This is a genomic window from Actinoplanes sp. CA-015351, assembly GCF_050955685.1.
Lineage (GTDB): Bacteria > Actinomycetota > Actinomycetes > Mycobacteriales > Micromonosporaceae > Actinoplanes.
In genome coordinates this window covers 4550463-4576472 of sequence record NZ_CP192102.1, presented here as the reverse complement: position 1 = coordinate 4576472, position 26010 = coordinate 4550463, and the positions used below count along the sequence as shown (strand labels likewise).

Here is a 26010-nt window from a genome sequence, read left to right as displayed (position 1 = left end):
AACGGCCACCGACAAGGCGACCACCGGCAGGACGACCGTGGATAGGGCGACCGCAACCAGGAAACCCGGGCTCAGCGCCCGCCTCAAACTGACCCTGAGCTACGCCGGGTTCGTCATGCTGGCCGGTGCCCTGCTGCTCGCCACCGTGTGGGTGTTCCTCCTGAGGTACGTACCAGAGGTGATCGACAACGCCCGGATGACCGAGCCCGGCGGCTCCGGCATGCCGGTGGCGTTCGTACCGAACCGCTCCGACCTGCTCCGCGCCTTCGCGCCGCGAGCGGCCGGGGTGCTCGCGCTGCTGCTGGTGTTCGGCCTGCTGGGTGGCTGGTTCCTGGCCGGCCGGATGCTCGCGCCACTGACCCAGATCACCCACGCCAGCCGGGTGGCGGCAGGCGGTTCGCTGTCGCACCGGATCCGGCTGGGTGGACAGGCGGACGAGTTCCGGGAACTCGCCGACGCGTTCGACTCGATGCTCGCGCGGCTGGAGTCGCAGATCGACGAGCAGCAGCGGTTTGCTGCCAACGCCTCCCACGAACTGCGTACCCCGCTGGCGATCTCGCGGGCGCTGCTGGACGTCGCCCGCAAGGATCCGACCCGGATCCGCAGTGATCTCATCGAGCGGCTGCACACCGTCAATACCCGGGCGATCGACCTGACCGAGGCCCTGCTGCTGCTCAGCCGTGGCGATCGCGGCACCGGCACCCGGGAGGACGTCGACCTCTCGCTGCTCGCCGAGGAGGCCGCCGAGACACTGCTACCCCTCGCCGAACAGCGCCAGATCACCCTCGAGGTCACCGGCGGCGCGGCCCCGGTCAGCGGTTCGGCCGAGCTGCTGCTGCGGATGGTGACCAACCTCGTCCAGAACGCCATCGTCCACAACCTGCCCACCGGCGGCGCCGTCACGGTGCACACCGGAACACGCCCCACCGGCACCAGCGTGCTGCGAGTCGCGAACACCGGTCGCCCGCTCCCACCCGAGCTGCTGCCGACGCTCACCGAACCTTTCCAGCGAGGAACAGAGAGGGTACGCACGGACGAGCACGCCGGCGTCGGACTGGGCCTGGCGATCGTGCAGAGCGTCGTCCGCGCTCACGCCGGATTCCTCGAGCTCGCCCCAGGCCCCGACGGCGGCCTCGTGGTCACGGTCCACCTCCTGACGGCGCTGTAGGACCGGGCAGCGACATGCGTACCGACGCCCCGCCTGTCCTGGCGGTGCCGATCTCGAACGTGGCCGCTGCCCGGCGGGCGATGTCCAGGCCCAGCCCGGTGGAGCCGCCCGCCGACACCCCGCGCTGACGGCCGAGCAGCCGCCGGAGAGCGTGGTGGTGCCGGTGGCACGACCCGCTCCGGTCCGCTCGATCCACGCGATCGTCCGGGAGTCCGTGGCGGGCACGAAGCCGGGCCAGGTGACGGTCGAGTTGCTGCGGGCCAGGGCGTCATCGGCTGATCTCTAGGCCGGTCACTACGGCGAGGACTTCAGAGTCAGGCCGTCGAGCATCGCGGCCGGGCCGCCGCCGAAGCTGGTCAGTCCGGCTCGTGCGGGTTGCGGCAGGCGGGGGAGCAGGCGCATGACCTGCGCGGTGACCCAGACCTGGGCGCGGCTGCGGGGGACGATCGAAGCGAGGACCGACGGGCCGATCTTGCGGCTGTGCCGGACCGGGCCGGCCATCGTGGACTCGTAGCGTCGCAGCGCGCCGGGAACGTCGTCCGGGCTTGCCGCGATTTCCGACGCCAGGACGTAGGCGCCGGAGGCCGCGAGACTGGTTCCGCCACCGACCGCCGGCCCGGGACCGTAACCGGCATCGCCGACGAGCGTGATCCGGCCGCGTGACCAGGAGTCCATCCGGATCTGGGAGATGTCGTCGAAGTAGAGGTCGCCGGCCGCGTCCAGGTGGGCGAGGACCTGGCTGACCTGCGGGCCGAGCCGATCGCCGATGAGGTGGCGGATGGCATCCCGTGTGCGGGGAATCTCCTCGGTGGTGCGTGTCAGGAACAGCGCGCGGGACAGGCCGGGTGTCAGCGTCGGGTAGACGGTGGCGGCGACACCCGGCGCGGTGAAGGCGGCCACCGTAGGCCCGGTGCCGAGGACGTCCGGAAGGGTGTAGACGGCGAGGTACGCGCCGAGAAAGTGCCGGAATCGCTCCTCGGGTCCGAAGGCGAGCCGGCGCACGCCGGAGTGCAGTCCATCGGCGCCGACGATGAGATCGGCGGAGATGACGTCTCCGTCGGAGAGTACAGCCACGGTGCCGTGGATCTCCGTGATGACCGTGCCGAAGCGGTAGTCGACGTCCTTGCGGGTGCGGTCGTGGAGCAGCCCGGCCAGGGTCCCTCGCATGATCTCGACGTGCCGGGCCGAGATGCCGGCGGCCAGATCAGCCGTCTCCACAGTGATCGGTTTCTTGCCGTACCGGAGCAGGGTGATCGTGTCGTTGCGGGTGCGGGCGGCCTCGACCTCCGCCAGCAGACCCATCCGTTCGATCACTTCGACGGCCGGGCCGAAAAGGTCGACCGCGTGACCGCCGTCGCCGGCACGCAGGTCGGCGGCGCGCTCGACGACGGTGACCCGCCAGCCGCGGCGGCTCAGGAAATGGGCCAGGACGGGTCCGGCGACACTCGCGCCGGAGATCAGGGCGTGCATGCTGTGCCTCCCTCGTTCGCTTACCTTCCGGTAAGTAAACAAGATGAGTAGGCTTCGTGGTGTGCCACGTTCCCGCTCCACCGAAACAGCCGACCGGATCCGCAGCGCCGCGCTGGAGCTGATCGCGGAGAAGGGGGTGCACCAGGTCTCGCTACGGGAGATCGCCGAACGGGTCGGGGTGACAAAACCGGCGCTGTACTACCACTTCGCCTCACGCGACGACCTGGTGCGCAGCCTGGTCCAGCCGTTCATCGACGACGTGGAGATAGCCCTGGCGCCGTTCGGGCCGGGCGTCAGCGCCCGCGAGCTGCTCGGAGCCTACTTCGACGTCACCTATCGGCACCGGGACATCACCGCCATGATCATGCGAGAGCCGAGCATCCTCGCCGTGGTCGACCTGGCGTCAGCCGTGGGGGAGTGGCGGCAGCGGATGGTGTCCCTGCTTGTCGGCCCGTCCCCTGCGGTCGCGGATCTGGTCAGGGCACAGATGGCGATCGGCGGGCTGGGCGACTGCACGATCGTGCTGCCCGAGGTGCCGGCGGAGCAACTGCGAGAGTCGGTCCTCGACGCCGCCTGCGACACTCTGCGTCGGGGATCCGGATAGGGGTGGGCTTCACCCCGTCGCCTCCCCGGCGGGATGAAGCCCTTGATGGTTGGTTCGGGTCAGGCGGCTGCCTCGGTGGGGCTGCCGGCGGTGGAATCGGCTGACTCGGCCGGCCCGGCTGATTCGGCCAGGCGGGCTATCTGTTGCAGGGTGGCGGCCGGGTCGGCGGCCGGGTCGGTGGCCAGGTCGGCCACCTCGCGGAGCAGGTTCTGGTAGTCGGGATGGTTGGGGATCTTCTCGGCGATGCGCAGCAGCGCGGTCAGATCGTTGATGGTGGTGCGCAATCGGTCGGGATTGATGCCTCCGATCACGACCGGTTGCAGGTGTGGCTCGTCGGTGGTGCGCAGGATGCCCAGGCGGAACGCGATGGCTACCGCGTGCGCCTGGTCCCGTGCGCCTAGTTGCTGGTAGAGGGTCTTCAGGCGGGATTTGACGGTGTTCGGCGAGATGAACAATCGCGCCGCCGCTTCCCGGGCGGTCTCGCCGGTCGCCAGGGACTCGACGATCTCTTGCAGATGCGGCGCCAACACTGGCCTGATCGCAACGGGCCCAGCGTGGCTTCGATGCGTTTGCAGTGACATAGGCGCAATGTAGATCTTCAAAAACGTAATCGACGGTTGCCTATCGTGCCAGGTCGGGATACGTTTGGGAGCGCTCCCAATTCCCCAGGAGAGTCCTCATGACCCGTATCCCCCTCGTAGTTGCCGCAGGATTACTGATTGCTACGGCCGCTGTCGGATTCGCCGGAAATGCGGCGGCCGGCACGATCAGTGGCACGCTCTATCGTGAGGCGGACACCGCCGCCGCACGATGGGTGGCGGCGAATCCCTCCGACTCCAGGATGCCGGTGATCCGCGATCGGATCGCCAGCCAGCCCTCCTCGCACTGGTTGGCGTCCTTCAACCAGTCCACCGTCAAGGCCGAGATATCGGCGTACGTGGGTGGTGCCAACTCTGCCGGGCAGATCCCGGTGCTGACCGTTTACGGCATCACGAACCGGGACTGCGGCGGCGCCAGCTCGGGCGGCGCACCGGATCTGGCCCAGTACCAGACGTGGATATCCAACGTGGCGTCGGAGCTCGGCGACCGTACCGTAGTGATCATCTTGGAACCTGATTCGATCGCGTTGCAGACATGTCTGAGCGGCTCGGACCTGGCCGCGCGCAACCAGGCCCTGCGCACCGCGGTGCAGACGCTGAAGGCCGGCAATGCGAACGCCAAGGTTTATCTCGACGCCGGGCACTCGGCGTGGAACAGCACCGCCGATCAGGCTTCACGGCTGGTCGCGGCCGGGATCGGGAGTGCGGACGGGTTCTACACGAACGTCTCCAACTTCAACGCGACGAGCGCCGAGGCATCCTATGGGCGGGCGATCATCTCGGCGCTGTCCGGACAGGGAGTGACGGGCAAGCGGCAGGTGATCGACACGAGCCGTAACGGTGGGGCCAGTGGTGACTGGTGCGGTGACGACAACACGGATCGGCGGATCGGGCAGTACCCGACCGTAAACACCGGGGATGCCAACATCGACGGGTACCTGTGGGTGAAGCCGCCGGGTGAGGCCGATGGCTGCCGGTACGCGGCGGGGTCGTTCCAGCCGGATCTGGCCTACAGCCTGGCGAGCAGCGCGCCGAACCCGTCGTCGCCCAGCCCGTCCGCGCCCACGTCGCCGTCGAGTTCGCCGTCGTCCTCTCCGTCGAGCTCGCCGTCGTCCTCTCCGTCGGCTTCGCCGTCGACGTCGCCGTCGGCCTCGCCCAGCTCGCCTCCGGCCGGGGGTGCCTGTGCCGCGGCGCTGAGGATCTCCGGTTCCTGGCAGGGCGGTTTCCAGGGTGAGGTGACGGTCACCGCCGGGGCGAACGCCATCAACGGCTGGACTGTCACCTGGGCTCTCGCCACAGGGCAGTCGATCAGCCAGGCCTGGAACGGAACCCTCACCACGGCCGGTTCGACGGCCACGGTCCGCAACGTGTCGTGGAACGGGGCGCTGGCGGCGGGCAGGACCGCACAGTTCGGGTTCCTGGCGAACGGAACGGCGTCGACACCGGCGCTGACCTGCACGGCTTCGTGATCCCAGCGCTTGCCGGCCGATGCGACAAGCCGGCCGGCAAGCGCTTGCGGGCCGACAAGCCGGCCGGCAAGCGCTTGCGGGCCGACAAGCCGGCCGGCAAGCGCGTGCGGGCCCGTCACGCGTACCCGGGAAAGGGCTTCTTCCGTTCATCGGAGGAAGTCGATTAGGGTGGCTTTGTGGTCAGCGAGCGGATCAACGGTCTTGCCGCGGTGCTCGGTGCGGTGCGGGCGGATTCCGGTGTCACGCAGCCGATGCTCGTCGAGCGTGTCGGGTTGGGGCGCTCGGTTGTCGCGCAGCGCGTCGCTGAGCTGGAGAGCGCCGGGTTGATCGAGGGCGCGGGGCTCGGGCCGTCGTCGGGTGGGCGGGCGCCCCGGCGGCTGCGGGTGCGGGCCGGGCGAGGTGTGGTTCTTGGTGTTGATGTGGGCGCTGCCGAGGTGAATGTCGGTATTGCCGATCTGGCCGGTGCGGTGCTGGCGACCCGGCAGGAGAGTGTCGATGTCGCCGCAGGTCCGGATGTGGTGCTGCGTCGCGCTGAGGCGCTTGCGGACGATCTCTGCAGGGACAGCGCCGCGATCTGGGCGGTCGGGGTCGGTGTTCCCGGGCCTGTTGAATTTCGGTCAGGGCTGCCTGTCGTCCCGCCGATCATGCCGGGCTGGGACCGTTATCCGATCCGGCAGCGGCTGCGCACCCGCTTCGGCGCGCCGGTCTGGGTCGACAACGATGTGAACCTGATGGCACTCGGTGAACTGCACGCCGGCCCGGATTCGGGCGGCCACATGCTTTACGTACGCGTCGGCGCGGGCATCGGGGCAGCGATCGTGATGGATGGGCGGCTGTACCGGGGTGCGAACGGCTCGGCCGGCGATATCGGACACGTCGCCATCCCGGAAGGCGGCACGATCATCTGCCGTTGCGGAAACATCGGCTGTCTGGAGGCGGTGGCCGGCGGGGCCGCGATCTCCGGAGCGGTCCGGGCCGCGGACGCCGGCGATCCGGAGGCCCGTGAGTTCCTGCGTCGTGCGTCGACCCTGCTCGGCGGCACCCTCGCCACGCTGATCAGTTTCTACAACCCGGACCGTCTTGTGCTCGGGGGTTCGCTGGCCCGCGCGCGTGCGCACGTGCTGGACCCGATCCGCGAGGTGATCCACAAGCGGGCGCTGCCGCTCGCCACCCGGGACCTGCGGATCGAGGTGTCGGTGCTGCCGGAGCAGGTCGCCGGAGTCAGCGGGGCTGTCCACCTGGCACTCGACGAGGTGTTCGCCCCGGCCAACCTGGAGATCTGGCTGGCCGCGGGGTCACCGGATCAGGTGCCGCAGAACGTCTGGTAGCAGGCGCGGAAGGATTCCGGGGCGGGCTCGGCGTAGTGTTCGAGGCCGGGGCGTTCGGTGAACGGATGATCGATCGCGGTCAGCAGATCGTCGAGTTTCGAGGGGTCGGCGAGGGCTTCCTCAACCAGGTGGTTGCGGGGGATGTAGATCGGATTGATCTTTCTCGCGCTCTCGGCGTCGGGGTTGTGCGCGTGCCACCTGACCAGCCAGTCCTGGTCGGTGACGGCGTTGTCCAGGTCACGGAACGACGAGGTGTAGTCGGCTCGCCGGTCCCTGAGGTGGACGAGCAGGTCCTCACTGAGCGACTTGACGTCTTTGTCGGAGACATCGTCACGGAGACCCAGCTTCGCCCGCATCCCCGTGATCCACGCCGCGTCGTAGGCAGGCCCGAACAACCCCAGCGACTCCGTCGCGAGTTCGATCGCTTTCTGCTCGTCGTCATCGAAGAGCGGCAACATCGACTCGGCCAGCCGCGCCAGATTCCAATGCGCGACAGGCGGCTGATTTCCGTACGCATAACGCCCGCCCGAATCGATCGAGCTGTACACCGTCGCCGGATCGAACACATCCAGGAACGCGCACGGACCGTAATCGATGGTTTCCCCGGAAATCGTCATGTTGTCGGTGTTCATCACCCCGTGGATGAACCCGGCCAGCATCCATTTCACGACCAGCTCAGCCTGGGTGACAACCACCGATTCAAAGAGCTTTTGGTACGGGCGGACAGCCTCTCGGGCAGCCGGATGATGCCTGTCGATCGCGTGATCGGCGAGCCGTTTCAGCAGGGCGAGATCGCCGGTGGCTCGTGCGTACTGAAAACTGCCGACCCGCAGGTGGCTCGCTGCGACCCGAGCCAGGACGGCGCCGGGAAGGTTCTCTTCCCGGCGCACTTTCTGCCCGGTCGTGACGACGGCGAGCGACCGTGTCGTGGGGATTCCGAGCGCATGCATGGCGCGGCTCACGATGTATTCGCGCAGCATCGGCCCGACCGCCGCGAAACCGTCACCGCCCCGGGAGAACGGCGTGCGCCCCGACCCTTTGAGATGGAGGTCTTTCAGCTGACCATCGGGCGTGGTGAACTCGCCGACCAGCAGCGCCCGCCCGTCACCGAGCCGCGGCGAATAACCGCCGAACTGATGGCCCGCATACGCCTGTGCCACCGAAGTGGTCCCGGCAGGCGCATCGGTGCCGATCAGCATGCGCACGCCCTCGGCGCTGCGCAGCCACGCCGGATCGAAACCGAGCTCGACGGCGAGGGCGTCGTCGAGGACCAGCACCGCGGGGTCAGGGAACGCGGCGCCTTTCCACGCGACCGCCATCTCCGGGAGCTCACTGGCGAACCGGTTGCCAAACGCTGGGATGTCCACCGATCAACCTTACGCGCCGTGGTTAGGGTGAGGCGTGACGACGATTCTGGTGCCGTACCACCACGACGAACGCCTCTCCTCCGACGACATCGTGGTGGCGGCGGACGTGACGGTCGCGCCGGTGTTGTCCGATGGGGACCTGTGGCAGCGCATCACCGACGTCTGCACGGCGGCCGCTGCCGCGGTGACGCCGGTGGTGGCGGCCGGCTCGGTGCCGGTGGTCTTCTCCGGCGACTGCCTCGTCGCCGGCGGCACGGTCGCCGGCGTGCAGCGGGCCGGCATCGACCCGGCCGTCGTCTGGTTCGACGCCCACGGTGACGTGCACACCCTGGAGACCAGCGGTTCGGGCTATCTGGGCGGCATGTCGGTGCGGGTGCTGACCGGCGCACACCGGGATCGTTATGCCGACCGGTTCGGCCTGACGCCGCTCGCTCCGGAGCGGGTTGTCCTGGCCGACGCCCGCGACTTGGACCCGGCCGAGGCTTCGTATTTGGCGACCAGCGCTACTCGCCGCATTCCGGTGGGTGAGGTCTCGGAGAACACGGTGCCACCTGGCCCGCTCGTCATCCATCTGGACCTCGACGTGATCGACGCGGACGAGCTGCCGGGCCTCCGCTTCCCGGTGCGGAACGGCCCGTCGGCGAGCGAGGTTTTGGCTACCTGCGAGCGCCTGATCGCGACGGGGAGGGTTGTCGCTGTCGACGTGGCAGCTCCGTGGTGGCCGACGAGCGACGACGTGCGGCGCAGCGCCCGAGCGATGCTGCTCTCCCGGCTGGCGAGTTTGCGCGTGTGATTGAACTCTTGTGCTCTTCAGCCGGCGGCGCAGGGTGGGGAAGCGGATCAGCGGGAGGACTCGCGGTTGAACAGGTGCTTTGACCAGACGTGACTGCCCAGGGCGATCACCGCGCACCACGTCAGCGCGATCCACCAGCTGTTGCCGATGGGCGTACCCATGAGGAGGCCGCGCAGGGTCTCGATGATGGGGGTGAACGGCTGGTTTTCGGCGAACCAGCGCAGGCCGGCCGGCATCGAGTCGGTGGGGACGAAGCCGCTGCTGAGGAACGGCAGCAGGACCAGGGGCATGGGCAGGTTGCTCGCGGTCTCGATGCTGTCGCTCACCTGGCCCAGCGCGGTCGCCAGCCAGATCAGGGCGAACGCCACGACCAGCAGGAAGCCGGCCGCGGCCAGCCATTCGAGCGGGCCGGCACCGGGGCGGAAACCGACCAGCATCGCTACGCCGGTCACGATCGTGACGGCGATCATTGCCTGGATCATGGCGCCGACCACGTGGCCGGTCAGGACCGAGACGCGGGCGATGTGCATGGTGCGGAAGCGGGTGATGATGCCTTCGGTCAAGTCCATGGCGATCGCGATGGCGGTGCCCTGGACCGTGGAGGTGACGGTCATCAGGATGATCGCGGGGGCCACGTAATTGGCGTAGGCGGAGCGGCCGTCTCCGGCGGCCGCTCCCAGCCCGGCGCCCAGGGTGCCGCCGAAGACGTAGACGAACAGCAGCAGGAAGACGACGGGCATCCCGATGAGCAGCAGGGTCATCGACGGGTAACGAAGCATCCGCTTCACGTTGCGGCGCAGCATCGTCGCCGAGTCACGCAGCGGGTGGAAAGGCAGGGCCTGAGCGGTCATGGTGATCACCTTCCTTTCGATGAGGACGAGGTCAGCGCCAGGAACACGTCGTCCAGGTCCGGGGTGTGCACGGACAGTTCGTCGACCTCGATGGCCCGGTCGTCGAGCCGGCCGATCAGGTCCTTGAGCGAGCGCAGGCTGCCGTCGCTGGGCACCCGCAGGGCGAGGGTGTCGTTGTCGCGTGACGCCTGCCCCAGCGCGGCCATCGCCGCGTCCAGACTCTGCGGCTCGGTGAACCGCAGCCGGACGTGGCCGCCGGGGATGCGGCGTTTCAGCTCCTCCGGGGTTCCCTCGGCGACGATCCGGCCCTGGTCGAGGACCGCGATCCGGTCGGCCAGTTCGTCGGCCTCCTCCAGGTACTGCGTGGTGAGGAAGATGGTGACGCCGCCGGCGACCAGGTCGCGGATGATCTGCCACATGGTGCGCCGGCTGCGCGGGTCCAGGCCGGTGGTCGGCTCGTCGAGGAAGATCAGCTGCGGGCTGCCGACCAGGGTCATCGCCAGGTCGAGGCGGCGGCGCATGCCGCCGGAGTACGTCGAGACCGGCTTCTTGCCGGTGTCGGTCAGGTCGAACTGGTCGAGCAGGTCGGCGGCGCGCCGGCGGCCCTGTGCCCGGGGCAGGTGGTGCAGGTCGGCCATCAGTGTCAGGTTCTCCGCGCCGGTGAGCAGGTTGTCGACGGCGGAGAACTGGCCGGTGACGCCGATCGCGGCACGGACCGCATCAGGTTCGCGGGTCAGGTCGTGCCCGGCCACCCGGGCGTCGCCGGCGTCCGCACCGAGCAATGTGGACAGAATCTTCACGGTGGTGGTCTTGCCGGCGCCGTTCGCGCCGAGCAGCGAGAAGACGATTCCGTGTGGCACGTTCAGGTCGATGCCGTCGAGCACGGTGTGATCGCCGAACGCCTTGCGCAGCCCGGACACCTCGATCATCGTTCTCCTCCTCGGTGAATGGTGATGTCGCCGTACGTGGTGCGGCCGCGGACCTCGACCGTCTCGTCGGTCTCGTCCGGCCCGGGAGCGTTCTCCAGGAGATTGCGTACGCGGCCGAAGCTGGTGTTCACGTCGAGCCACGCCGCGGTGCCGGAGGCGATGCCGACGTCCAGGTTGCCGAGCGCCGTTTCCAGCACGACCGACCCGCGGGCCACCGAGCCGAGCCGGACACTGCCGTTGGAGGACTTCGCGTCGGCACCGGCGCCTGCCTGCCGCACGGTGATGTCGCCGTTGGCCGCGCGTACGCGTACCGTCCCGGTCACCGCGTCGACCGTGGTGTCGCCGTTGGAGTTCTTGATCAACGCATTGCCGTCGATCTCGCCGACCGTGATCCGGCCGGTGCCGGTGGCGATGTCCGCGTCGCCGGCGATGGTGGCGGCGGTGACGTCACCGGCCGCCGTGCGGATGCGCAGCGCGCCGGTCCGCTCCACCGAGACGTGGCCGGCCGAGGTCTTGAGCCGGGACTCGCCGAGCTGCCCGGTGGCACGCAGGTCACCGAGCTGGACCTCGGCGGCGACCCGGGAGCCGGCGGGCAGCTCGATGGAGACGGTGACCGACTTGGACCTGTGGGAGAAGTCGAAGGCGCGTTTCGGGCCGGTCACCCGCAGCGTCCCGGTGCTGAGGTCGACGCGGACCTGCTGGGCGGCCTGGACGTCGGAGTCGTCGGCCTCGTTGCTCGGGCGGACCTCGACGACGGTGTCGGTCCGGTCGCTCGCGGCGATGCTCACGTAGCCGACGCTGAGGTCGACAGTCACGGAAATCGGCTCGGGAGTGTCGAAAATGGGCATGGTTGTCCCCTGAACTGTCGGTTTCTGGCAAAGAAGAACTGTCGGTTTCCGGCTAAGAAGGCGGTGAAGAAGGACGTCAGCGAACCCAGCCGGTGAAGCCCTGCTTGGGCTTCGGCGGCTCGGTGGGCTGGTCACGCTCGGGGCGTTGCAGAGCGGTGGCGGCCGCGCGGACCAGCCAGGCGTTCACCGAGCGGCCCTCCTTGGCGGCGGCCTCTTCGATGGCGGCTTTGAGCTGCTCGGGAAGGCGTACGTTGATCCGGGCGGCGGGGCCGTCCTCGGAGATCGGCGGCTCGGTGCCCGCGGCAGGAGAGGCGGCAGAGGCGGCAGAGGCGGCAGAGGCGGAAGCGGCGGGAGCGGGCTCGGCGGCAGCGGGCGTGCTCACCACGAAATCGGGGTCGCGTCCGCGGAGCCGCACCTCGACCGAGCCGGGGGCCAGGTCCTGGGTGATCTCGTCCGCGGCGGCCGACAGGGCGTCGAGCAGCGTCATCCGGATCGCTGATTCGAGCGGCCCGGTCAGGCGCTCGACCAGCGCGCGGGAGTCCTCGCCGCCGGCTTCGGCGAGGGTGGCGAACTCCCGGCCGAGGTTGTTCACGTACGTGGTCAAGTCCATGACACCACTGTGGCACAGCTATGGCACCACCGCAAGCCATGATGGTGCCAAAGTGGCACCATCATGGCGTCATACGCGGTCAGGGTGTGGTGCAGGTGACTACCGGTGCGGTGTTGGTGCTGGTGAAGGTCCCGGTGAAACCCCAGCTGGTGGACGCGCCGGCGGCCAGCGAGCCGTTGTAGCCGAGGCTGCGGGCGGTCACGGTTTCGCCGGAGGTGGTGACCGAGGCGTTCCAGGTGCTGCTGAAGCGCTGGCCGCTGGGCCAGGTCCAGCTCACGGTCCAGCCGTTGATCGCGGCCGAGCCTGCTTTGACGGTGACGGAGCCCTGGAAGCCGCCGGGCCAGGAGTTGGACACCGCGTAGGAGGCGGTGCAAGCACCAGAGGGCGGCGGGGTGCTGGGGGAGGAGGAGGGAGACGGCGACGAGGGTGAAGGCGAAGGAGAACTTCCGAATACGGTCGCCTCCTTCGACGTCGCCCTGATGCCGTTCGCGCCGTTGAAGATCCGCTGGCCCCACGTCGTCAGCGCGGCGGCATTGAAGTTGGTGACCATGTCGAGGTACTCGACGCCGCCCCCGTTCCCGCTCCACGACCAGCCCAGATAGCCGATGCCACGCGCCTGCGCGGTGGCCAGGATCGTGTCCTCGTCCGGATTGCCGTCCGAGTGGTCGAATCCGAACTCACCGACCACGACCGGCAGGCCGGCACTCTGGAAGCGGCCCAGATAATCGGTGATCTCCGCGGCGGTGTCGAACACTCCGTACATGTGGATCGAGAAGACGGTGTTGCGGTTCGGGTCGGCGGCGAAGACCGAGGCGGCGTTGTCACGCATGATGAACTGCCAGTCCTGGCCCCAGTTCGGCGCGTCCACCATGATCTGGTGCTGGAATCCGGCGGCGCGCAGCCGGCTGATCGCCGACTTCGTGTCGGCGGTCCAGGACGACGCGGCAGTGCCGTTGCCGTAGGGCTCGTTGCCGATGTTCAGGATGACGAAGCTCTCCTGGCTGTCGAGCGCGGCCTTCACCGAGATCCAGTAATCCACGGCCTGGGCCAGGGTGGCGGCGCCGGCCTGTTCGCCGTACCCGGTGGTGTCGTGCACTTCGAGGACGCAGATCAGCCGGTTCGCCTTGCACTGGCTGATCACATTGCTGACGTCGGATGCCTCGTTCTTGGTCCAGCGCTGGCCGCTCGCGAGGACGACGCGGACGGTGTTCGACCCGAGGGCCTTGGCACCGGACAGTGTCGACGAGAGCTGCGACGGATACCACGTGTGGGCGTGGTTCACGCCGCGCATCACGAACGGACTGCCGTTCGCGTCGACGATCGTCGTACCGGACACGCTGAAGCCGGTGGCGGCCTGAGCGGGTTGTGCGGCGACGAGGACGGCCGCCGCACCGCAGAGCAGAGCGGCCAAGCCGCCCCACCATTTCGATCTCATGGGGATTCCTCCTGGGGGACGCAGGATTCGGGAGCGCTCCCAACATGCGCCGAGGCATCCACCCCTGTCAACGTCCGGAGGGGAGAAACTTAAGCCCTTTAAAAATCCCTCAAAGGTACGCGTGGAGCGCACCCGCCGTGAGTCCGCTGGACAGATAGCCGCCGAGCGTGTGGAAGTCCACCTTCCCGATGTACGCCGTGTCGTGGTGGTCGACCGGGAACCGGCCGCCCAGCTCGATCGGCAGCGCCACCAGGTCACCCGGGTCCGCGATGTTCACCCAGCGACCCACCCCGGCCGGCCGCATCGCCTTGCCGTTCACCGGCTCCGGGATCAGGCTGTCGAAGACCGCGCCCTTGAGCCCGAGCGGCGACCCGAGCGTCAGGAACAGGTCGATCTCCCGGTCCGGATTGGCACACAGAGCCTCGTACGCGACGACCGAGCCCAGCGAGTGCGCCACCACGATCCGGGCGCCGCTGTCGTCGATCGCGTCGATGACGACCTGACGGCAGCGTTCCCGGACGCCGGGGCGGGTCATGTAGACGTACACCTCCCGCAGCGTGGCCGTCATGACCCGGCCGATCGCGCGGGCGCCCGGATCCCAGTGCCGTGACATCCAGTCAAGACCCTGCCGCAGCGGACGTGTCATCGGACCCTGGGAGACCTCCTCGGGTACGCCGGCCGTCTGCATCCAGTCCCACGCCCAGGCCTGCTCCTCGGGCGTCAGCGTCTCCAAATCGTCGTCACCCTGGGCCTGGTCGTCGAGCAGGTGCGCGTAGTACGCGGCCGCGATCGCCGGTGACGGGCCGGTGAGCCCGGCGTCGCGGTAACCGTCGGCGAGTTTCCCGGTCCAGAGCGCGGAAAGGGTGGCGGCACGCTCGGCGGGGGTGCCCGGTTTGCGGTTCCAGATGCCGTGGACGGCGAGGACGGGTGCCTTGGTCATCGGAGGCCCTTCGGCTGGTAGAGAACGACATCGTTGTCGGCGAGCCGCAGCAATATCTGCTCGTCGTGCGTCGAGTTCACCTGGGACAACGGCGCGCCGATCGTGATGGTTTCCACCCGGCGGCCACTCCAGGTGTCCAGGATGTGCAGGAACCCGAGCCGATCGGCCTCGACGACCAGTCCGCGGTCGGTGATCGGCAGACCCGTCCGCCCGGCCCGTTCCTCGGCGCGTGGTCCGGCGAGAGCCACGTCGTTGCTGGTCATCCGGGTCGAGCCGTCGTTGCCGTAGGCGATCACGACCAGCCGGCCACCGAGTTCGGTCACCCCGATCGACCAGGGTGCGGCGACGGCTTCGGTCGGGTGGTACAGCATGCATTCGCCGGTGGAGACGTCCCAGACGGCCAGGTCTCCGGTGCTCGAAGCCGAGGCGACGACGGTCCGGCCGGCCACCGACGCGAGGCGCAGGCAGCTGACCGGGCTGTCGTGAGCTTGCGGGATCCTGGTGACGAGCTCACCGGACGCCGTGTCGTGCACGATGATCGTGCCGGCGTCGGTGCCGATGGCGGCGAACTCGGGCCAGACCGTCAGGGTGTGCGGTGTGGCGCGCCTCGTCGGCCGGGAAGTCGCCATCCAGGCACGCACGTCGGCACCACTGGTCACCACGACGTGGCTGTTGTTCCAGCGGACCGCGGAGACGCTGTGGATGCCGGAGGCGTACCCGATCGTCTCGCGGCGGGTGACGCGGTGCTTGCGCACGCTCCACGTGGTCACCACGATGGAGTCGCCCTCGACAGTGGTGATGTGGACGACGCCCATCCCTGCTGTGGCGTCCAGCGCGGTCACCGGCTGGGCCGTGTCGAACAGCCCGCACGGTACCGGTTCGGGCTCGTCCCAGAAGAGGCGGACGCCGCCCTGAGGGCTGGCGACGATGAGCATCGGGCCGCGTTCGGTCGCCACGGCCGGCACCTCCGGGACATCCGGGATGCCGGCCACAGGCGTGCCGGACCGGATGTCGTACGCCCGGGCCGTTCCGAAGGCGTCGTGAGTGACAAGCGTGGTCCCCCGCACGCTGATCCTGGTCACCGGTGGTGTCACCTGCACGGTCCAGGATCGGCGGTGTTCGGCGAGTTGCCAGACGGCGAGCGTCCCGGACCGGGTGGCGACAATCGCGTACGGGCGGCGCCGCACCCTGGCGACCAGGATCGCGGATGCCGGCGTAGGTGAGAGAACCAGGTCCGCGTCCTCGGTGATCTCCGACGGCCGCACTGTCCACGCCGGCTGCCAGCGCAGGCGTGCCGCCAGTCGGCTCCGGACAGCGGCGCCGGAGCGCAGCGCGTGGCGGGCCAGGGCGTACCGGCGGGACAGCCTCGAACCGTCGGTCGCGGGGAACAGAGTTGCCCAGTCGGCGGCGGTCAGCCAAGCCGGCTCGTGCTTCTCCAGCAGGGCCGTGACTGCTTCGGGGTCCGCGTACACAAAGAATTCGGGATCTTCGGCGAGCAGTTCCGGGCACTCGCCGTCGAGGGCGTGCTGGACGAGGTTGCGCAGCAGATAGGGCTCGGCCTCGTCCCAGCGGCGCTCCGGGCCGTCGATCGGCGCGAGCAGCGCTGCGGTGAGCCGGCGTGCGGTCACCGCGTCGGCCTCGTCCGTCGCGTCCCGGCCCTGGTGGTGTTTGCGCAGGTAATCCGCGAGTCCCTGGTGGAACAGACGGAACTGGGTGGTGCCGTCGACATCGGCCGCGTGGCGCAGGTAGAAACGTGCCGCGCGGATCGCCGCGGTGATCGCGGACGGGCCGGGCACACTCTCACCGGGTGCGAACGCGACGACGGCGTTGCGGACGGTCTCCAGCGACATGCCCTGGCCGCGGGCGTGCGCGAGGGTCGCCAGGACCGGGCGCAGCCAGCGGATGTGGGTCCGGGCGGCGAGATCCACTTCGAGCAGTTCCGGCAGCGTGACAGGCACCGCCCGGCCCAGCGCGGCCGCTTCCCGGCTGTCCGCGATCGGATCGCGGCTGGTCACCAGGTGGTGGGTGTAGAGGCCGGCGACCAGGAACTCGCCCCAGCGTTGCTCGGACCCGCGGGCCCGGTGCGCGGTGAGGGCGCGGGCCACCCCGTCGGCAAAGCTGGCCCGCGGACCGGTGTACTCCGAGTCGTCGTACGGCGGCTGGCACGCGAGAAGGTCGTCGACGTATCGGTACAGGTCGTAGCGCAGCACGTCCTGCTTGACGGTGTCCAGGTCGACCAGGCCGCCGCCGCGCTGGGCCAGCTCGCGCAGTGACCCGAACTCCTCCCACGGCCGCATCGCGACGAGCAGCCGGCAGCCTGCCCTGCGGTCCGCGCGGACCAGCGTGGCCAGCGGCATCAGGATCCGGGCCAGCACCTCACGCGGCTGGCTCGCCTCGTCGAGGGCGTCCACGACGATCAAAGGAGCTTCGGTACGCGCGGCGAGCTGTTCGAGGAAGTCCTCGACGTGCCAGTGCTCGCTCCCACGTGGCTCGATGGCGAGCTGCCGTCCGATCGCGGCGAGAACCTCATCGGCCGTACGCTGGCGGGCGTGCACCGCGGCGAAGTCGCGGCACTCACCCGGCGCCCATTCGGCCTTGCGCCAGATTTTCCGGGTCGGTTCGCGCAGTATCGGGTGCGCGGCACAGACCAGCACTCCGACCAGCGCGGACTTGCCGGCGCCCGGGCTGCCGGTGACCACCCGCAGCGACGCGTTGCCCCAGCCGTTGAAGAAGTCCGAGAGGATCTTCAGCTCGTCCTTGCGGCCGCTGAAACAGCCGACGCCGCCGGTCTGGTACCCGGAAGCGCGCTCCATGAAGAACTCGGCGTCCAGCGACTCGTCCACGTCGTCGAGGAACGGCGTGGTCGTCACGTCGACGTTCGCCCTGGCCAGGCTGCGCGAATCGGTGGTGTGCCCGGAGTTCACGAAGAACGGCAGGTCCGGCTGATCGGCGGTGATGTCCAGCAGGCTGCCGGTGACCAGCTGCGGCAGCGCGCGCTGCTCGGTGGCGAGCCGTGCCACCTCGCGGCGCACGCTGCGGCCGATCAGTTCGAGCGGGATGTGCGACCGGGTCGCGTGCACGTCGCCGTCGTTGTCGGCGTACCGGCCCAGCACGTTGACCAGCGCCTCGGTGAACCGGCCGTTGAACGCCTTGGTGTCCGGCGCGCAGGCCGCGATCACCCAGACCCGGCTGGAGCCGTCGGCGGTGGCGGCCTGCCAGTCGAGCCGGGCCGCGGTGCCGGCCGAGCAGAGGTCCAGCAGGAACAGGGTGCGCGGCGAACCGGGAAAGTCGGTGATCTTCCGAAGCCAGGTGGAGACGTCGCTGAGCGTGTGATGTTTCCCGTCCGACCCGATGACGTAGAGCGTGTCGTTCTCCACCTTGCCGTGGCTCAGCACGTGCAGCACCAGCAGGTCGTCTCGGTCGAGGCCGTTCGCGGCCGCCCAGAACTGCCCGGCCAGGTCGGCGGCGCGCAGCTGGCGGGTGTCCTCCGGGATGACGCAGTCGTAGTCGAAGCGGGTGAGGGTGGCGGCGAGCGCCTTGACCCGCGCGGCTGCCATGTCGAGCGACGGCCACTCGTCGTCGGAGGGCATCTCCGGATCGGCGGCGGGTGCGGTCCCGCCGAAACGTTCGATGCCGATGAGGACCGCTTTCCGCATCGTCATGTGATCCCCCGAAGCAGATTGTCGAGAGACTCGAGATAGGTGTCGACCTCGGTGCGGTCGTACCCTCCGCGCACGGGCCAGGTGAATTCGCGATCGGGGGACGCGTTGTCGGTGTCTCCGACCAGCCAGGCGTGAGCCCACCTGATGTACAGGTCCACCTCGTCCTTGTCGTATCCGCGCCTGTCGCTACTGAATATCGGTATCGGCGGAACTCGCCAGGGAGGGAGGAACGAGGCTCTACGCGTTTCACGCGCCGTGTGAACCTTGCCCGCTGGTACGGCCCGCAACCTTCTGATTTCATGCTTCGCCGCCGACGTGTGCCAGGCGGCCTCGACCCGGGCTCCTTCGATGATCGCTTCGGCTTCCTGTTTCGCGGCAGCGAGTTCGGCAGCGGCCTGGGCTCTCTGATCGTCCGGGTCGGCCAGCGCCAGCAGGTCGGCAGCCCGCGACGCGGCCATCGCGAGTCGTTCGTTCGCAGTGCGTTCAGCGGCGTCGGTCCTTTCGTCGCTGCGGCGTTGAGCCTCTTTCTCCGCATCAGCGATGCGGACCTGAGCCCTGTCCCAGGACTCGGCGGCTATCCTCTCCGTGCCGGCGACGATCTCTTCTGCGCGTGCGCGAGCGTCCGCCAGGGCGCGCGAGGCCGAGGCGTGCATGCTCTGCAGGTCAGCCGGGCTGATTTCGCCGAACGTATCGAGACGGGCACGGGCATCGGCCAGTTCCGCAAGCGAGTCGTGGAGTTTCCGGTCCACGTCGGCCTTGGCGTGTTGCAGGATGGCGAGCTGCGCCTGCAGTTTCTCCAGGCGGTTCCGCATCGCCTGGAGGCGGCGGTCGTCGCGGGGCGCCGGTTCGGCGGTGGCGCTTGTCATCCCGCGTGTGCCCGCCCTTCGATCGATTCGGTACATGACATGCAACTGAGAATCGGGTATCGGCGAAACCGACCGTCAGTCCAATGTTGCCGGTCCCTTCGTGTGAACGCCTGCCGGATCACCGCTGTGCTTCGAGGAGCCGGGCATCGAGTTCGTCCAGGTAATCGCGGACCTCGCGCGGCCGGTACCCCCGCAGGACCACGTTGACGTCGCGGCTGGGCTGCGAAAAGCCGGCGGACTGCTTTTCCAGGAAGGCCGTCGCCCAATCGGTGTAGGCGTCGGCTTGAGACTTGTCGTATCCGCCGGTGACGACGGTGAACTCCGGTGCGGACCTGTTGACTTCAATCCTCCGCCGGTCCCGGACCACCATTCTCTCGGGCGCCGGAGCCGTAGCCGTGGGGTTGCGCGCCTCCGAGCGTCGGCCCTCTGGGCCTCAACAGGCTGAACAGCGCCGCGTTCACTCCGCCGATGCTGTTGCCACCGTGGCGTCGAGCTGGTCGAGGTACGTGTCGACCTGCTGGCGGTCGTAGCCCCACGTGACCGTGCTGAACTCGCGCCGGGGACGGCGGCGCGAGACCGGCTTCATGTCGAGGAACAGCATCACCCAATCGATGTATCGGTCCACGTCGGCCGAGGCGTATCCCCGCTCCAGCTCCTCGGGTGTGGCGTCGCCGAACCGGGCCAGGCGTTTGCGCAGCTCCTCGGTTTCGGTGACCGCCGCCCGGGCGTTGTCGAGGTCGCGCCGGAGGTCGGCGCGGGCGTGCTCCAGCACGGCGAACTCGCGCTGCACCCTCTCCAGCCGCTCCCGGATCGCGCGGGCCCGCCGCGCCTCGGCGGGCCGGACCTCGTCACCCATGTGGACGTCGCTTTCCGTCATCGGCCCATCGCTTTGCGCAGCCGGCCGTCGAGCTCGTTGATGTACTTGTCGACCTGCTCCTGGTTGTATCCGCCGGAGACCACCGAGAAGGGTCGTTTCGGTTGCGGATAGCGGGCCGGCCGCTTCTCCAGATAGGACTCGGCCCATTCAATGTAGGCGCGAACCTGCGGCATCAAGTATCCGAAAACCGCCACCTCGAATCCCATCCATGGCTTCTCGGGCGTGACCTTCCGGCGGTCCCGGATCAGCACCCGATCAGGCGCCGGAACGTCCGGCTTCTTCGTGGCCTGGGGTGCCGCGGTCTTCTGCGGTAAGGCGCTCCTCCTCGCTGCCGCGAGCACCGCCTCGGCCTCTTCCTCCGCCCGGGCGATGGTGTCCGCGTGCAGAGCTGCCGCCGTGGCGAGCACCTCCGCGGCCGCCAGCTCGGCGTCGCGGCGGGCCTGGGCGATGATCTCCGCGGCCTGCCACTCGGCGTCGCGCCGGGCCACGGAGACGATCTTCGAAGCCGCCTCGCGGGCCGCGGCCAGCACCTTCTCCGCTTCCGCCCGCATGTCGCCCGGATCAGCCAGGGCAAGCAGGCGAGTGGCCCGATCGGTCGCCTCAGCAAGAATCCGCGCGGTTTCCCGCTCGGCCTCCGTGGAAGCGACAGCAAGAGCCCGATCGGCTTCCGCGCGAGCCTCGGCGGCCACCCGGTCCCGCTGCTCCCGGGCCTCGGTCACCGCCTCCTGCGCCTCGGCCACGATCTTGTCGGCATGCTCCCGCGCCGAAGCGATCTCCTGCTGCGCCGCCGCGGCCGCCTCTGCCCGGCGCCGGTCCATCTCATCCGGTGTGACATCGCCGAACCGGGCCACCAGCCGGCGCAGCTCGGGAACCTCCTCCAGAACGGCCCGCGCCTCGGCGAGATCGCGGCGCAGGTCGGCCCGGTCGTGCTCCAGCCCGGCGCGATCCCGCTCGAGTCTCTCCACCCGCTCCCGGATCGCGCGGGCCCGCCGCGCCTCGTCGGGCTGGACCTCGTCACTCATGTGGACGTCGCTTTCCGTCAGAGCCTGCGGGAAAGAGTCAGAACCTGCGGGAAAGAAACGCTAACCGACGACGCGGCCATCCAGCCATGGGCCGACCAGACCGGTTACCCCCGGGCCTGCCGGAGCGCCGCCACCACCGTGCCGAGCAGCGCCACACCCGAGCCGACCCCCGCGATCAGCCCGACTGCCGCCGCCGACTCGGTCAGTGCCCAGGCCGCGAAACCGGACAGGCCGAGCAACGTCATCACCGCGCCCAGCCAGTGATACATCGGCATCCGCCAGGCCCAGGCCAACGCGAAGAAGTGCACACCGACCACGGTGGCCACCCAGGCGATCGACACTTCGGGCAGTTCCAGCACGCTGTTGATCACATAGAGGCCGCCGAACAGCGCGATCACCTCGATCACCACGACCAGCCAGTAGCGGCGGTCGGTGAATCCGCGCACGTCCGGGTCGGTGGCGGCCACGCCGGTGCGTGCGGTGCGGAAGAGGGCCACCAGCAGGGCCACCGCGGCGATCACCCCGGCCAGCCGGATGACCAGCGGCCACGGCGAGGCCAGGCCGCCGCTGTTGACCATGATGAACACGGTCCCGAAGGAGATCGCCACCAGGCATCCGGTGACCAGTCCGGTTGGTCGCACATGAGACGTCATGTGGCCGATCCTAGGAGCGAGAAGTCCTATGTGGGGGGCTGGAGCACGAGCGCCGCCGCTCCGGTCGCCGATGCCGTCGATGCCGCGAGCGACACCGTCACGGTCACCGCGCGATGCCATGTCCGGCTGTCGGCGGGGGCGATGCGGCGCTGGATGGCCGGGCCGTAGACGAACGACGCCACCGCGAATCCCGCTCCGGTCAGCACGACCAGGTCCAGGTCCAGCAGGTTCACCACCGACTCGGCCGCGGCCGCGACGTAACTCGCGGATTCCTCCAGCAGCGCGCGGCAGGCAGGTGCTCCGGCGCGTGCCGCGCGGGCGATCGCCGCGAAGTCCGCGGACACACCCCGCGAGGTGCGTGCAAGGCCGGCCTCTGCCGCGGCCGCCGCATCTGCCGATGCCAGGGCGACGAGGGTACGCGGACCGGCCATCGCCTCCAGGCAACCTCGCGAGCCGCACCAGCACTCGGGGCCGTCCGGGCGTACGCAGAAATGGCCGAACTCACCGCCTCGCAGGACCCGGCCTTCGACGATGATGCCGGCACCGAGCCGGCCGCCCATGTGCAGGGCCGCGAAGGCCCGTTCCGGGCCGAGCCGGGCGACCCAGTGCTCGCCGACCGCGGCAGCTGTCGCGTCGTTCTCCACCAGTACCGGCAACCCGGTCGCCGAGGCCAGCCGGTCACCGAGTTCATCTGCTTGTTCCTGAGGTGCCGGGAAAGTCGCTGCAGGTGCCCGGAAAGTCGCTGCGCCGGCCAGGCCGATGCCCTGGCAGCGGGCCGCGTCGACGCCGGAGCCGGCGAGGAGGACCGCGACACCGGCCGCCAGCTCGTCGGCGGCCGGCGGGGTGCTCGTGGGACGGGCCAGGCGGGAGATGATGCCGCCGGTCTGTCCGGTCAGCACGAACGTGGCGACGCCGGCGTCGAGATGGACACCGACGGCAATGCGAGCGCCCGGGTCGAGCCGCAGCAGGGTGCGCGGTTTGCCGGCGGTGGGTTTGCGGCCGTCCTCGATGACCAGGCCGTCGTCGAGCAGACGGCGTACCGTCATCGAGACGGCGGCCTCGGTGAGCCCGGTCGCGGCGGCGATCTCGACACGGCTCAGCGGCTCGGCGGCGCGGATGGCGTCGAGGATCGCTTCCCGCGCTCGTCCCCTGGCGGAGCGAACCAACCCGGCCCCCTCGTTGACTCACTTAATTCAGCAGCTTAAGAATATGGGTATGCGCAAGACCGAGCTTCACACCGGCTGGACCGTACGCGCGACCGGCGGCCCGGTCCCGCCGGAGATCGCGGAGCGTACGGTGCCCGCCACCGTCCCGGGCACCGTACACACCGATCTGCTCGACGCCGGCCTGATCCCGGACCCCTATCTCGGCGAGAACGAGGCGGCACTCGCCTGGTTCCACCGCTCCTCCTGGCGGTACGACACCGTGCTGCGCGCCGAACCGGCCGCCGCTGGTGAACGCCTCGACCTGGTCTTCGACGGCCTGGACACCGTCGCGACCATCGAACTGGACGGCGTGGAGATCGGCCGGACGGCGAACATGCACCGCGGGTACCGGTTCGACGTCAGCACGCTGATCACCGGCGAGGGCCAGACGCTCACCGTGCGGTTCGCCTCCGCCCTCGAGTACGCCGAGCGGCTGCAGGACGAGATCGGCGAGCGGCCCCGGCCGTACCCGCATCCGTTCAACGCGGTCCGCAAGATGGCCTGCTCGTTCGGCTGGGACTGGGGACCCGATCTGCAGACGGCCGGCATCTGGAAACCGGTCCGCCTCGAACGCTGGCAGACCGCACGCATCACGGCCGTCCGCCCGCTGGCGACCCGTGACCACCTGACCGTGGTCGTCGACGTCGAGCGGGCCGCCGAGGTGAACCTGGTCGCCGAGATCTACGTCGGTGAGCACGGCCGTCGCCGCCTGCCGCTGCCCGCCGCGACCGGCTCCGGAACCGTCGAGATCGACGTGGAGGACGCCCCGCTCTGGTGGCCGATCGGGTACGGCGACCAGACCCTGGTCCCGATCACCGTGAAGCTGCTCTATCAGGGCGACATCCTGGACCGTTTCGACTCCCGGGTCGGGTTCCGGGATGTGCGGCTCGACGAGACGCCGGATGAGCACGGGTCGGCTTTCACCCTGGTGGTCAACGATCAGCCGATTTTTGTGCGGGGACTCAACTGGATTCCCGAGGATCACCTGCTGACGCGGGTCACGCGTACCAGAGTGGAGCGCGCGGTGAACCGCGCGGCTCTCGCCAACGCCAATCTTTTGCGGGTGTGGGGTGGTGGCGTCTGGGAGAGCGACGATTTCTACGAGGTCTGTGACGAGCAGGGGATTCTGGTCTGGCAGGACTTTCCGCTGGCCTGTGCGGCATATGCGGAGGAGGAGCCTCTCCGGTCGGAGATTCTCGCTGAGGCGCGGGAGAACGTCACCCGGCTCGTTCCGCACCCGTCACTGATTCTGTGGAATGGCGGCAACGAGAACATCTGGGGACACCAGGACTGGGGCTGGAAAGAGGCTCTCGGCGCGCTGACCTGGGGTGCGCGGTACTACTACGAGGATTTCCCGGCGTTGCTGGCTTCGCTGGATCCGACGCGTCCTTATCACCCGGGCAGCCCGTCGAGTCCTCTCGCTGCGCACGCCCATCCCAATGACGATCGGTACGGGACACGGCACGAGTGGGAGGCGTGGAACCGGGAGGACTACACGTTCCACGATCAGTTCGTGCCGCGGTTCTGCTCGGAGTTCGGCTGGCAGGCGCCGCCGGCCTGGGCGACATTGGTGTCGTCGCTGGATGCCGCGGATCTGCGGAAGGATTCGGCGGCGTTTCTGCTGCACCAGAAGGCCGAAGGCGGCAACGCGAAACTCGACGCCGGGATTTCGCGGCACATGCGGCTGCCGTCTGATTTCGCGGAGTGGCATTGGGCCGCGCAGTTGAATCAGGCTCGGGCCACCCGGCATGCGGTGCTGCATCTGCGGTCGCACGCACCGCGGACGATGGGCAGCATCCTGTGGCAGCTGAACGATTGCTGGCCGGTGACGTCGTGGGCCGTGGTCGACGGGGCCGGGCGGTTGAAGCCGGCGTGGTACGCGTTGCGGGCCGCTTATGAACCGCGAGCGCTGGGGTTCGTGGTTCGCGACGGCGGGCCGGTGCTGGCGGCTGTCAACGACAGTGAGGCTCCGTGGGAGTCCCGTGCCCAGATCCGGCTCATCGGGTTCGACGGAAAAGTCTTCGAGGAGCGCTGGGTCGACCTCGAGGTTCCGGCGCGGGACGTGAGCCTCATCCCGGTCGGAGAACTGCTGCCGGTGGGCGACCCCACGCGCACGGTTCTTGTCGCCGACGCCGGACCGGTGCGGGCGACGCATCTGTTCGCCGAGGACTACGACCTGGCGTTCGATCCGTCGCCGGTCGAGGTCGGAGTCCGGGCCGTGGACACCGGATATGAGGTGACGGTCAGCGCGTCGGCGTACACAAGGGATCTTGCTCTTCTGGTTGATCGCCTCGCGCCGGACGCCGGCGTGGACGAGATGCTCGTCGATCTCCTGCCCGGCGAGAGCCGAACCTTTTCGGTCACGACGACGGCGGCCCTGGACCCAGCCGCGTTCACCGCGCCCGAGGTGCTGCGCTCAGCGAACTCGCTGACCGGCTGAGGAGGCGGCCGGCGTGAGTGGGCTTGTCGGGTTGGTGCTGGCGGGTGGGGCTGCTGATCAGGTCGGGGTCGAGCCGTTCTTCATGGAACTCATCGCCGGCATGGAGGAGGCGCTCGGTCCGCACGGCGCCAGCGTTCTGCTCCTGGTGGTGCCGGATCGGGAGGCCGAACTCGCCGCCTACGACCGGTGGGCGGCCGGCCGTACCGTCGCTGCGGTCGTCGTGGTGAACCTGGTTCGTCGCGACGTCCGGCCCGGTCATCTGGCGTCGCTCGGACTGCCCGCCGTTCTGGCCGGGCGGGGTGACGAACTCTTCTCGCGGGTGATCACCGACGACGCCGCCGCGATGACGGCAGCGATCGATGCGCTGATCGCTCTCGGACACCGGGACATCGGGCGGGTCAGCGGGCCCACGACCCTCATCCACACCGCTGAGCGCTCCGCCACCCTGTCGGCGGCGGCGGGGGTACGCGTCACCGAGGTCGAAGGCGACTACAGCTCCGCATCGGGTGTACGCGGCATCCGGGCACTTCTCTCCGCCGACCCGCCGCCCACCGCGGTGATCTTCGACAACGACGTGATGGCGGTAGCGGCGGAGCAGGAGCTGACCCGGGCGGGCATCGCGGTCCCGGCCCAGATCAGCCTGCTGGCCTGCGACGACTCGCCACTGTGCGAACTGGCGACACCCCCGCTGTCAGCCCTGAGCAAGAACGTCCACGAACACGGCCTGATCCTGGGCGACGCGGTCCTCGCGGTCCTCGCCGGTGCACCGCCGGAGGATCGGGAGGGCCCGGCGGTCCGCATCCAGCTCCGGGACAGCACCGGCCCGGCACCGGCCCGGGCAGGAGGCGGCCGAGCCGAAGGGTGACATGCTGGT

The 26010-nt window shown here is 69.4% G+C and carries 24 protein-coding genes; 8 read left to right on the top strand and 16 right to left on the bottom strand.

Going from position 1 to position 26010, the window contains the following annotated elements; all coding sequences use genetic code 11:
• Window positions 1-37 precede the first annotated feature (37 nt).
• Both ACQP2E_RS21300 and ACQP2E_RS21295 read left to right on the top strand, forming a co-directional pair.
• Window positions 38-1168, top strand: coding sequence for a sensor histidine kinase (locus tag ACQP2E_RS21300; protein WP_433824682.1), 1131 nt, complete (start codon window positions 38-40; stop codon window positions 1166-1168).
• Window positions 1169-1331: 163 nt separating this feature from the next.
• Window positions 1332-1454, top strand: a complete 123-nt coding sequence (locus ACQP2E_RS21295; RefSeq protein WP_433824681.1) for a hypothetical protein — start codon at window positions 1332-1334, stop codon at window positions 1452-1454.
• Window positions 1455-1462: 8 nt separating this feature from the next.
• Here the strand turns inward: ACQP2E_RS21295 and ACQP2E_RS21290 are convergent, their stop codons facing one another.
• Window positions 1463-2638 (bottom strand): FAD-dependent monooxygenase, encoded by a 1176-nt coding sequence (locus ACQP2E_RS21290; RefSeq protein WP_433824680.1) that lies wholly within the window; start codon window positions 2636-2638, stop codon window positions 1463-1465.
• A 61-nt stretch (window positions 2639-2699) separates the two neighbouring features.
• Between ACQP2E_RS21290 and ACQP2E_RS21285 the strand changes: the two genes are divergently transcribed.
• Entirely contained in the window at window positions 2700-3242 is a 543-nt protein-coding gene (locus ACQP2E_RS21285) for a TetR/AcrR family transcriptional regulator (protein ID WP_433824679.1), read from the top strand.
• A 59-nt stretch (window positions 3243-3301) separates the two neighbouring features.
• Here the strand turns inward: ACQP2E_RS21285 and ACQP2E_RS21280 are convergent, their stop codons facing one another.
• On the bottom strand, window positions 3302-3772 hold the full coding sequence (locus ACQP2E_RS21280) for a LuxR C-terminal-related transcriptional regulator (protein ID WP_433824678.1): 471 nt from the start codon (window positions 3770-3772) through the stop codon (window positions 3302-3304).
• A 149-nt stretch (window positions 3773-3921) separates the two neighbouring features.
• Here ACQP2E_RS21280 and ACQP2E_RS21275 point away from each other — a divergent pair, with 149 nt between their 5' ends.
• Window positions 3922-5310 (top strand): glycoside hydrolase family 6 protein, encoded by a 1389-nt coding sequence (locus ACQP2E_RS21275; protein WP_433824677.1) that lies wholly within the window; start codon window positions 3922-3924, stop codon window positions 5308-5310.
• 176 nt (window positions 5311-5486) lie between these two features.
• Complete coding sequence (locus ACQP2E_RS21270) at window positions 5487-6638, top strand: ROK family transcriptional regulator (protein ID WP_433824676.1); 1152 nt, start codon at window positions 5487-5489, stop codon at window positions 6636-6638.
• On the opposite strand, the gene ACQP2E_RS21265 is transcribed toward ACQP2E_RS21270, so the two are convergent.
• A complete protein-coding gene (locus ACQP2E_RS21265) occupies window positions 6614-8005 on the bottom strand; it encodes a protein adenylyltransferase SelO (RefSeq protein ID WP_433824675.1) in 1392 nt (463 codons plus the stop codon). The genes ACQP2E_RS21270 and ACQP2E_RS21265 overlap by 25 nt on opposite strands.
• Before the next feature lie 34 nt (window positions 8006-8039).
• On the opposite strand from ACQP2E_RS21265, the gene ACQP2E_RS21260 reads away from it, so the two are divergent.
• Window positions 8040-8798, top strand: a complete 759-nt coding sequence (locus ACQP2E_RS21260; protein ID WP_433824674.1) for an arginase family protein — start codon at window positions 8040-8042, stop codon at window positions 8796-8798.
• Between the two features lie 47 nt (window positions 8799-8845).
• On the opposite strand, the gene ACQP2E_RS21255 is transcribed toward ACQP2E_RS21260, so the two are convergent.
• The 13 genes from ACQP2E_RS21255 to ACQP2E_RS21195 all read right to left on the bottom strand — a co-directional run bounded on the left by ACQP2E_RS21255 (window position 8846) and on the right by ACQP2E_RS21195 (window position 22657).
• A complete protein-coding gene (locus tag ACQP2E_RS21255; protein WP_433824673.1) occupies window positions 8846-9649 on the bottom strand; it encodes an ABC transporter permease in 804 nt (267 codons plus the stop codon).
• Window positions 9650-9654: 5 nt separating this feature from the next.
• The gene (locus tag ACQP2E_RS21250; RefSeq protein ID WP_433824672.1) at window positions 9655-10578 is read right to left on the bottom strand and encodes an ATP-binding cassette domain-containing protein; all 924 of its coding nucleotides are present in this window, start codon (window positions 10576-10578) and stop codon (window positions 9655-9657) included.
• The gene (locus ACQP2E_RS21245; RefSeq protein WP_433824671.1) at window positions 10575-11426 is read right to left on the bottom strand and encodes a DUF4097 family beta strand repeat-containing protein; all 852 of its coding nucleotides are present in this window, start codon (window positions 11424-11426) and stop codon (window positions 10575-10577) included. Before ACQP2E_RS21245 ends, ACQP2E_RS21250 begins: the two co-directional genes overlap by 4 nt.
• Window positions 11427-11502: 76 nt before the next feature.
• Window positions 11503-12036, bottom strand: coding sequence for a YlcI/YnfO family protein (locus tag ACQP2E_RS21240; RefSeq protein ID WP_433824670.1), 534 nt, complete (start codon window positions 12034-12036; stop codon window positions 11503-11505).
• Window positions 12037-12115: 79 nt separating this feature from the next.
• Window positions 12116-13471, bottom strand: a complete 1356-nt coding sequence (locus ACQP2E_RS21235; RefSeq protein WP_433824669.1) for a cellulase family glycosylhydrolase — start codon at window positions 13469-13471, stop codon at window positions 12116-12118.
• Between the two features lie 109 nt (window positions 13472-13580).
• Window positions 13581-14411 (bottom strand): hypothetical protein, encoded by an 831-nt coding sequence (locus ACQP2E_RS21230; RefSeq protein WP_433824668.1) that lies wholly within the window; start codon window positions 14409-14411, stop codon window positions 13581-13583.
• Window positions 14408-18073, bottom strand: coding sequence for a caspase family protein (locus tag ACQP2E_RS21225; protein WP_433824667.1), 3666 nt, complete (start codon window positions 18071-18073; stop codon window positions 14408-14410). The genes ACQP2E_RS21230 and ACQP2E_RS21225 overlap by 4 nt, the downstream gene beginning before the upstream one ends.
• Complete coding sequence (locus ACQP2E_RS21220; protein WP_433824666.1) at window positions 18070-18939, bottom strand: hypothetical protein; 870 nt, start codon at window positions 18937-18939, stop codon at window positions 18070-18072. Before ACQP2E_RS21220 ends, ACQP2E_RS21225 begins: the two co-directional genes overlap by 4 nt.
• A 118-nt stretch (window positions 18940-19057) precedes the next feature.
• Window positions 19058-19309, bottom strand: a complete 252-nt coding sequence (locus ACQP2E_RS21215) for a hypothetical protein (RefSeq protein ID WP_433824665.1) — start codon at window positions 19307-19309, stop codon at window positions 19058-19060.
• Between the two features lie 87 nt (window positions 19310-19396).
• A complete protein-coding gene (locus ACQP2E_RS21210; RefSeq protein WP_433824664.1) occupies window positions 19397-19816 on the bottom strand; it encodes a hypothetical protein in 420 nt (139 codons plus the stop codon).
• Window positions 19813-20838, bottom strand: a complete 1026-nt coding sequence (locus tag ACQP2E_RS21205; RefSeq protein ID WP_433824663.1) for a hypothetical protein — start codon at window positions 20836-20838, stop codon at window positions 19813-19815. Before ACQP2E_RS21205 ends, ACQP2E_RS21210 begins: the two co-directional genes overlap by 4 nt.
• A 104-nt stretch (window positions 20839-20942) precedes the next feature.
• Window positions 20943-21491, bottom strand: coding sequence for a hypothetical protein (locus ACQP2E_RS21200; RefSeq protein ID WP_433824662.1), 549 nt, complete (start codon window positions 21489-21491; stop codon window positions 20943-20945).
• Window positions 21492-21517: 26 nt separating this feature from the next.
• Window positions 21518-22657, bottom strand: coding sequence for an ROK family protein (locus ACQP2E_RS21195; protein ID WP_433824661.1), 1140 nt, complete (start codon window positions 22655-22657; stop codon window positions 21518-21520).
• A 49-nt stretch (window positions 22658-22706) separates the two neighbouring features.
• Between ACQP2E_RS21195 and ACQP2E_RS21190 the strand changes: the two genes are divergently transcribed.
• Together ACQP2E_RS21190 and ACQP2E_RS21185 are read left to right on the top strand one after the other, a co-directional pair.
• Window positions 22707-25136 carry a glycoside hydrolase family 2 protein gene (locus ACQP2E_RS21190; protein WP_433824660.1) on the top strand — a complete coding sequence of 810 codons (2430 nt, stop codon included), beginning with the start codon at window positions 22707-22709 and terminating at the stop codon, window positions 25134-25136.
• A 13-nt stretch (window positions 25137-25149) separates the two neighbouring features.
• Window positions 25150-26001, top strand: coding sequence for a LacI family DNA-binding transcriptional regulator (locus ACQP2E_RS21185; protein ID WP_433824659.1), 852 nt, complete (start codon window positions 25150-25152; stop codon window positions 25999-26001).
• Window positions 26002-26010: the final 9 nt, after the last annotated feature.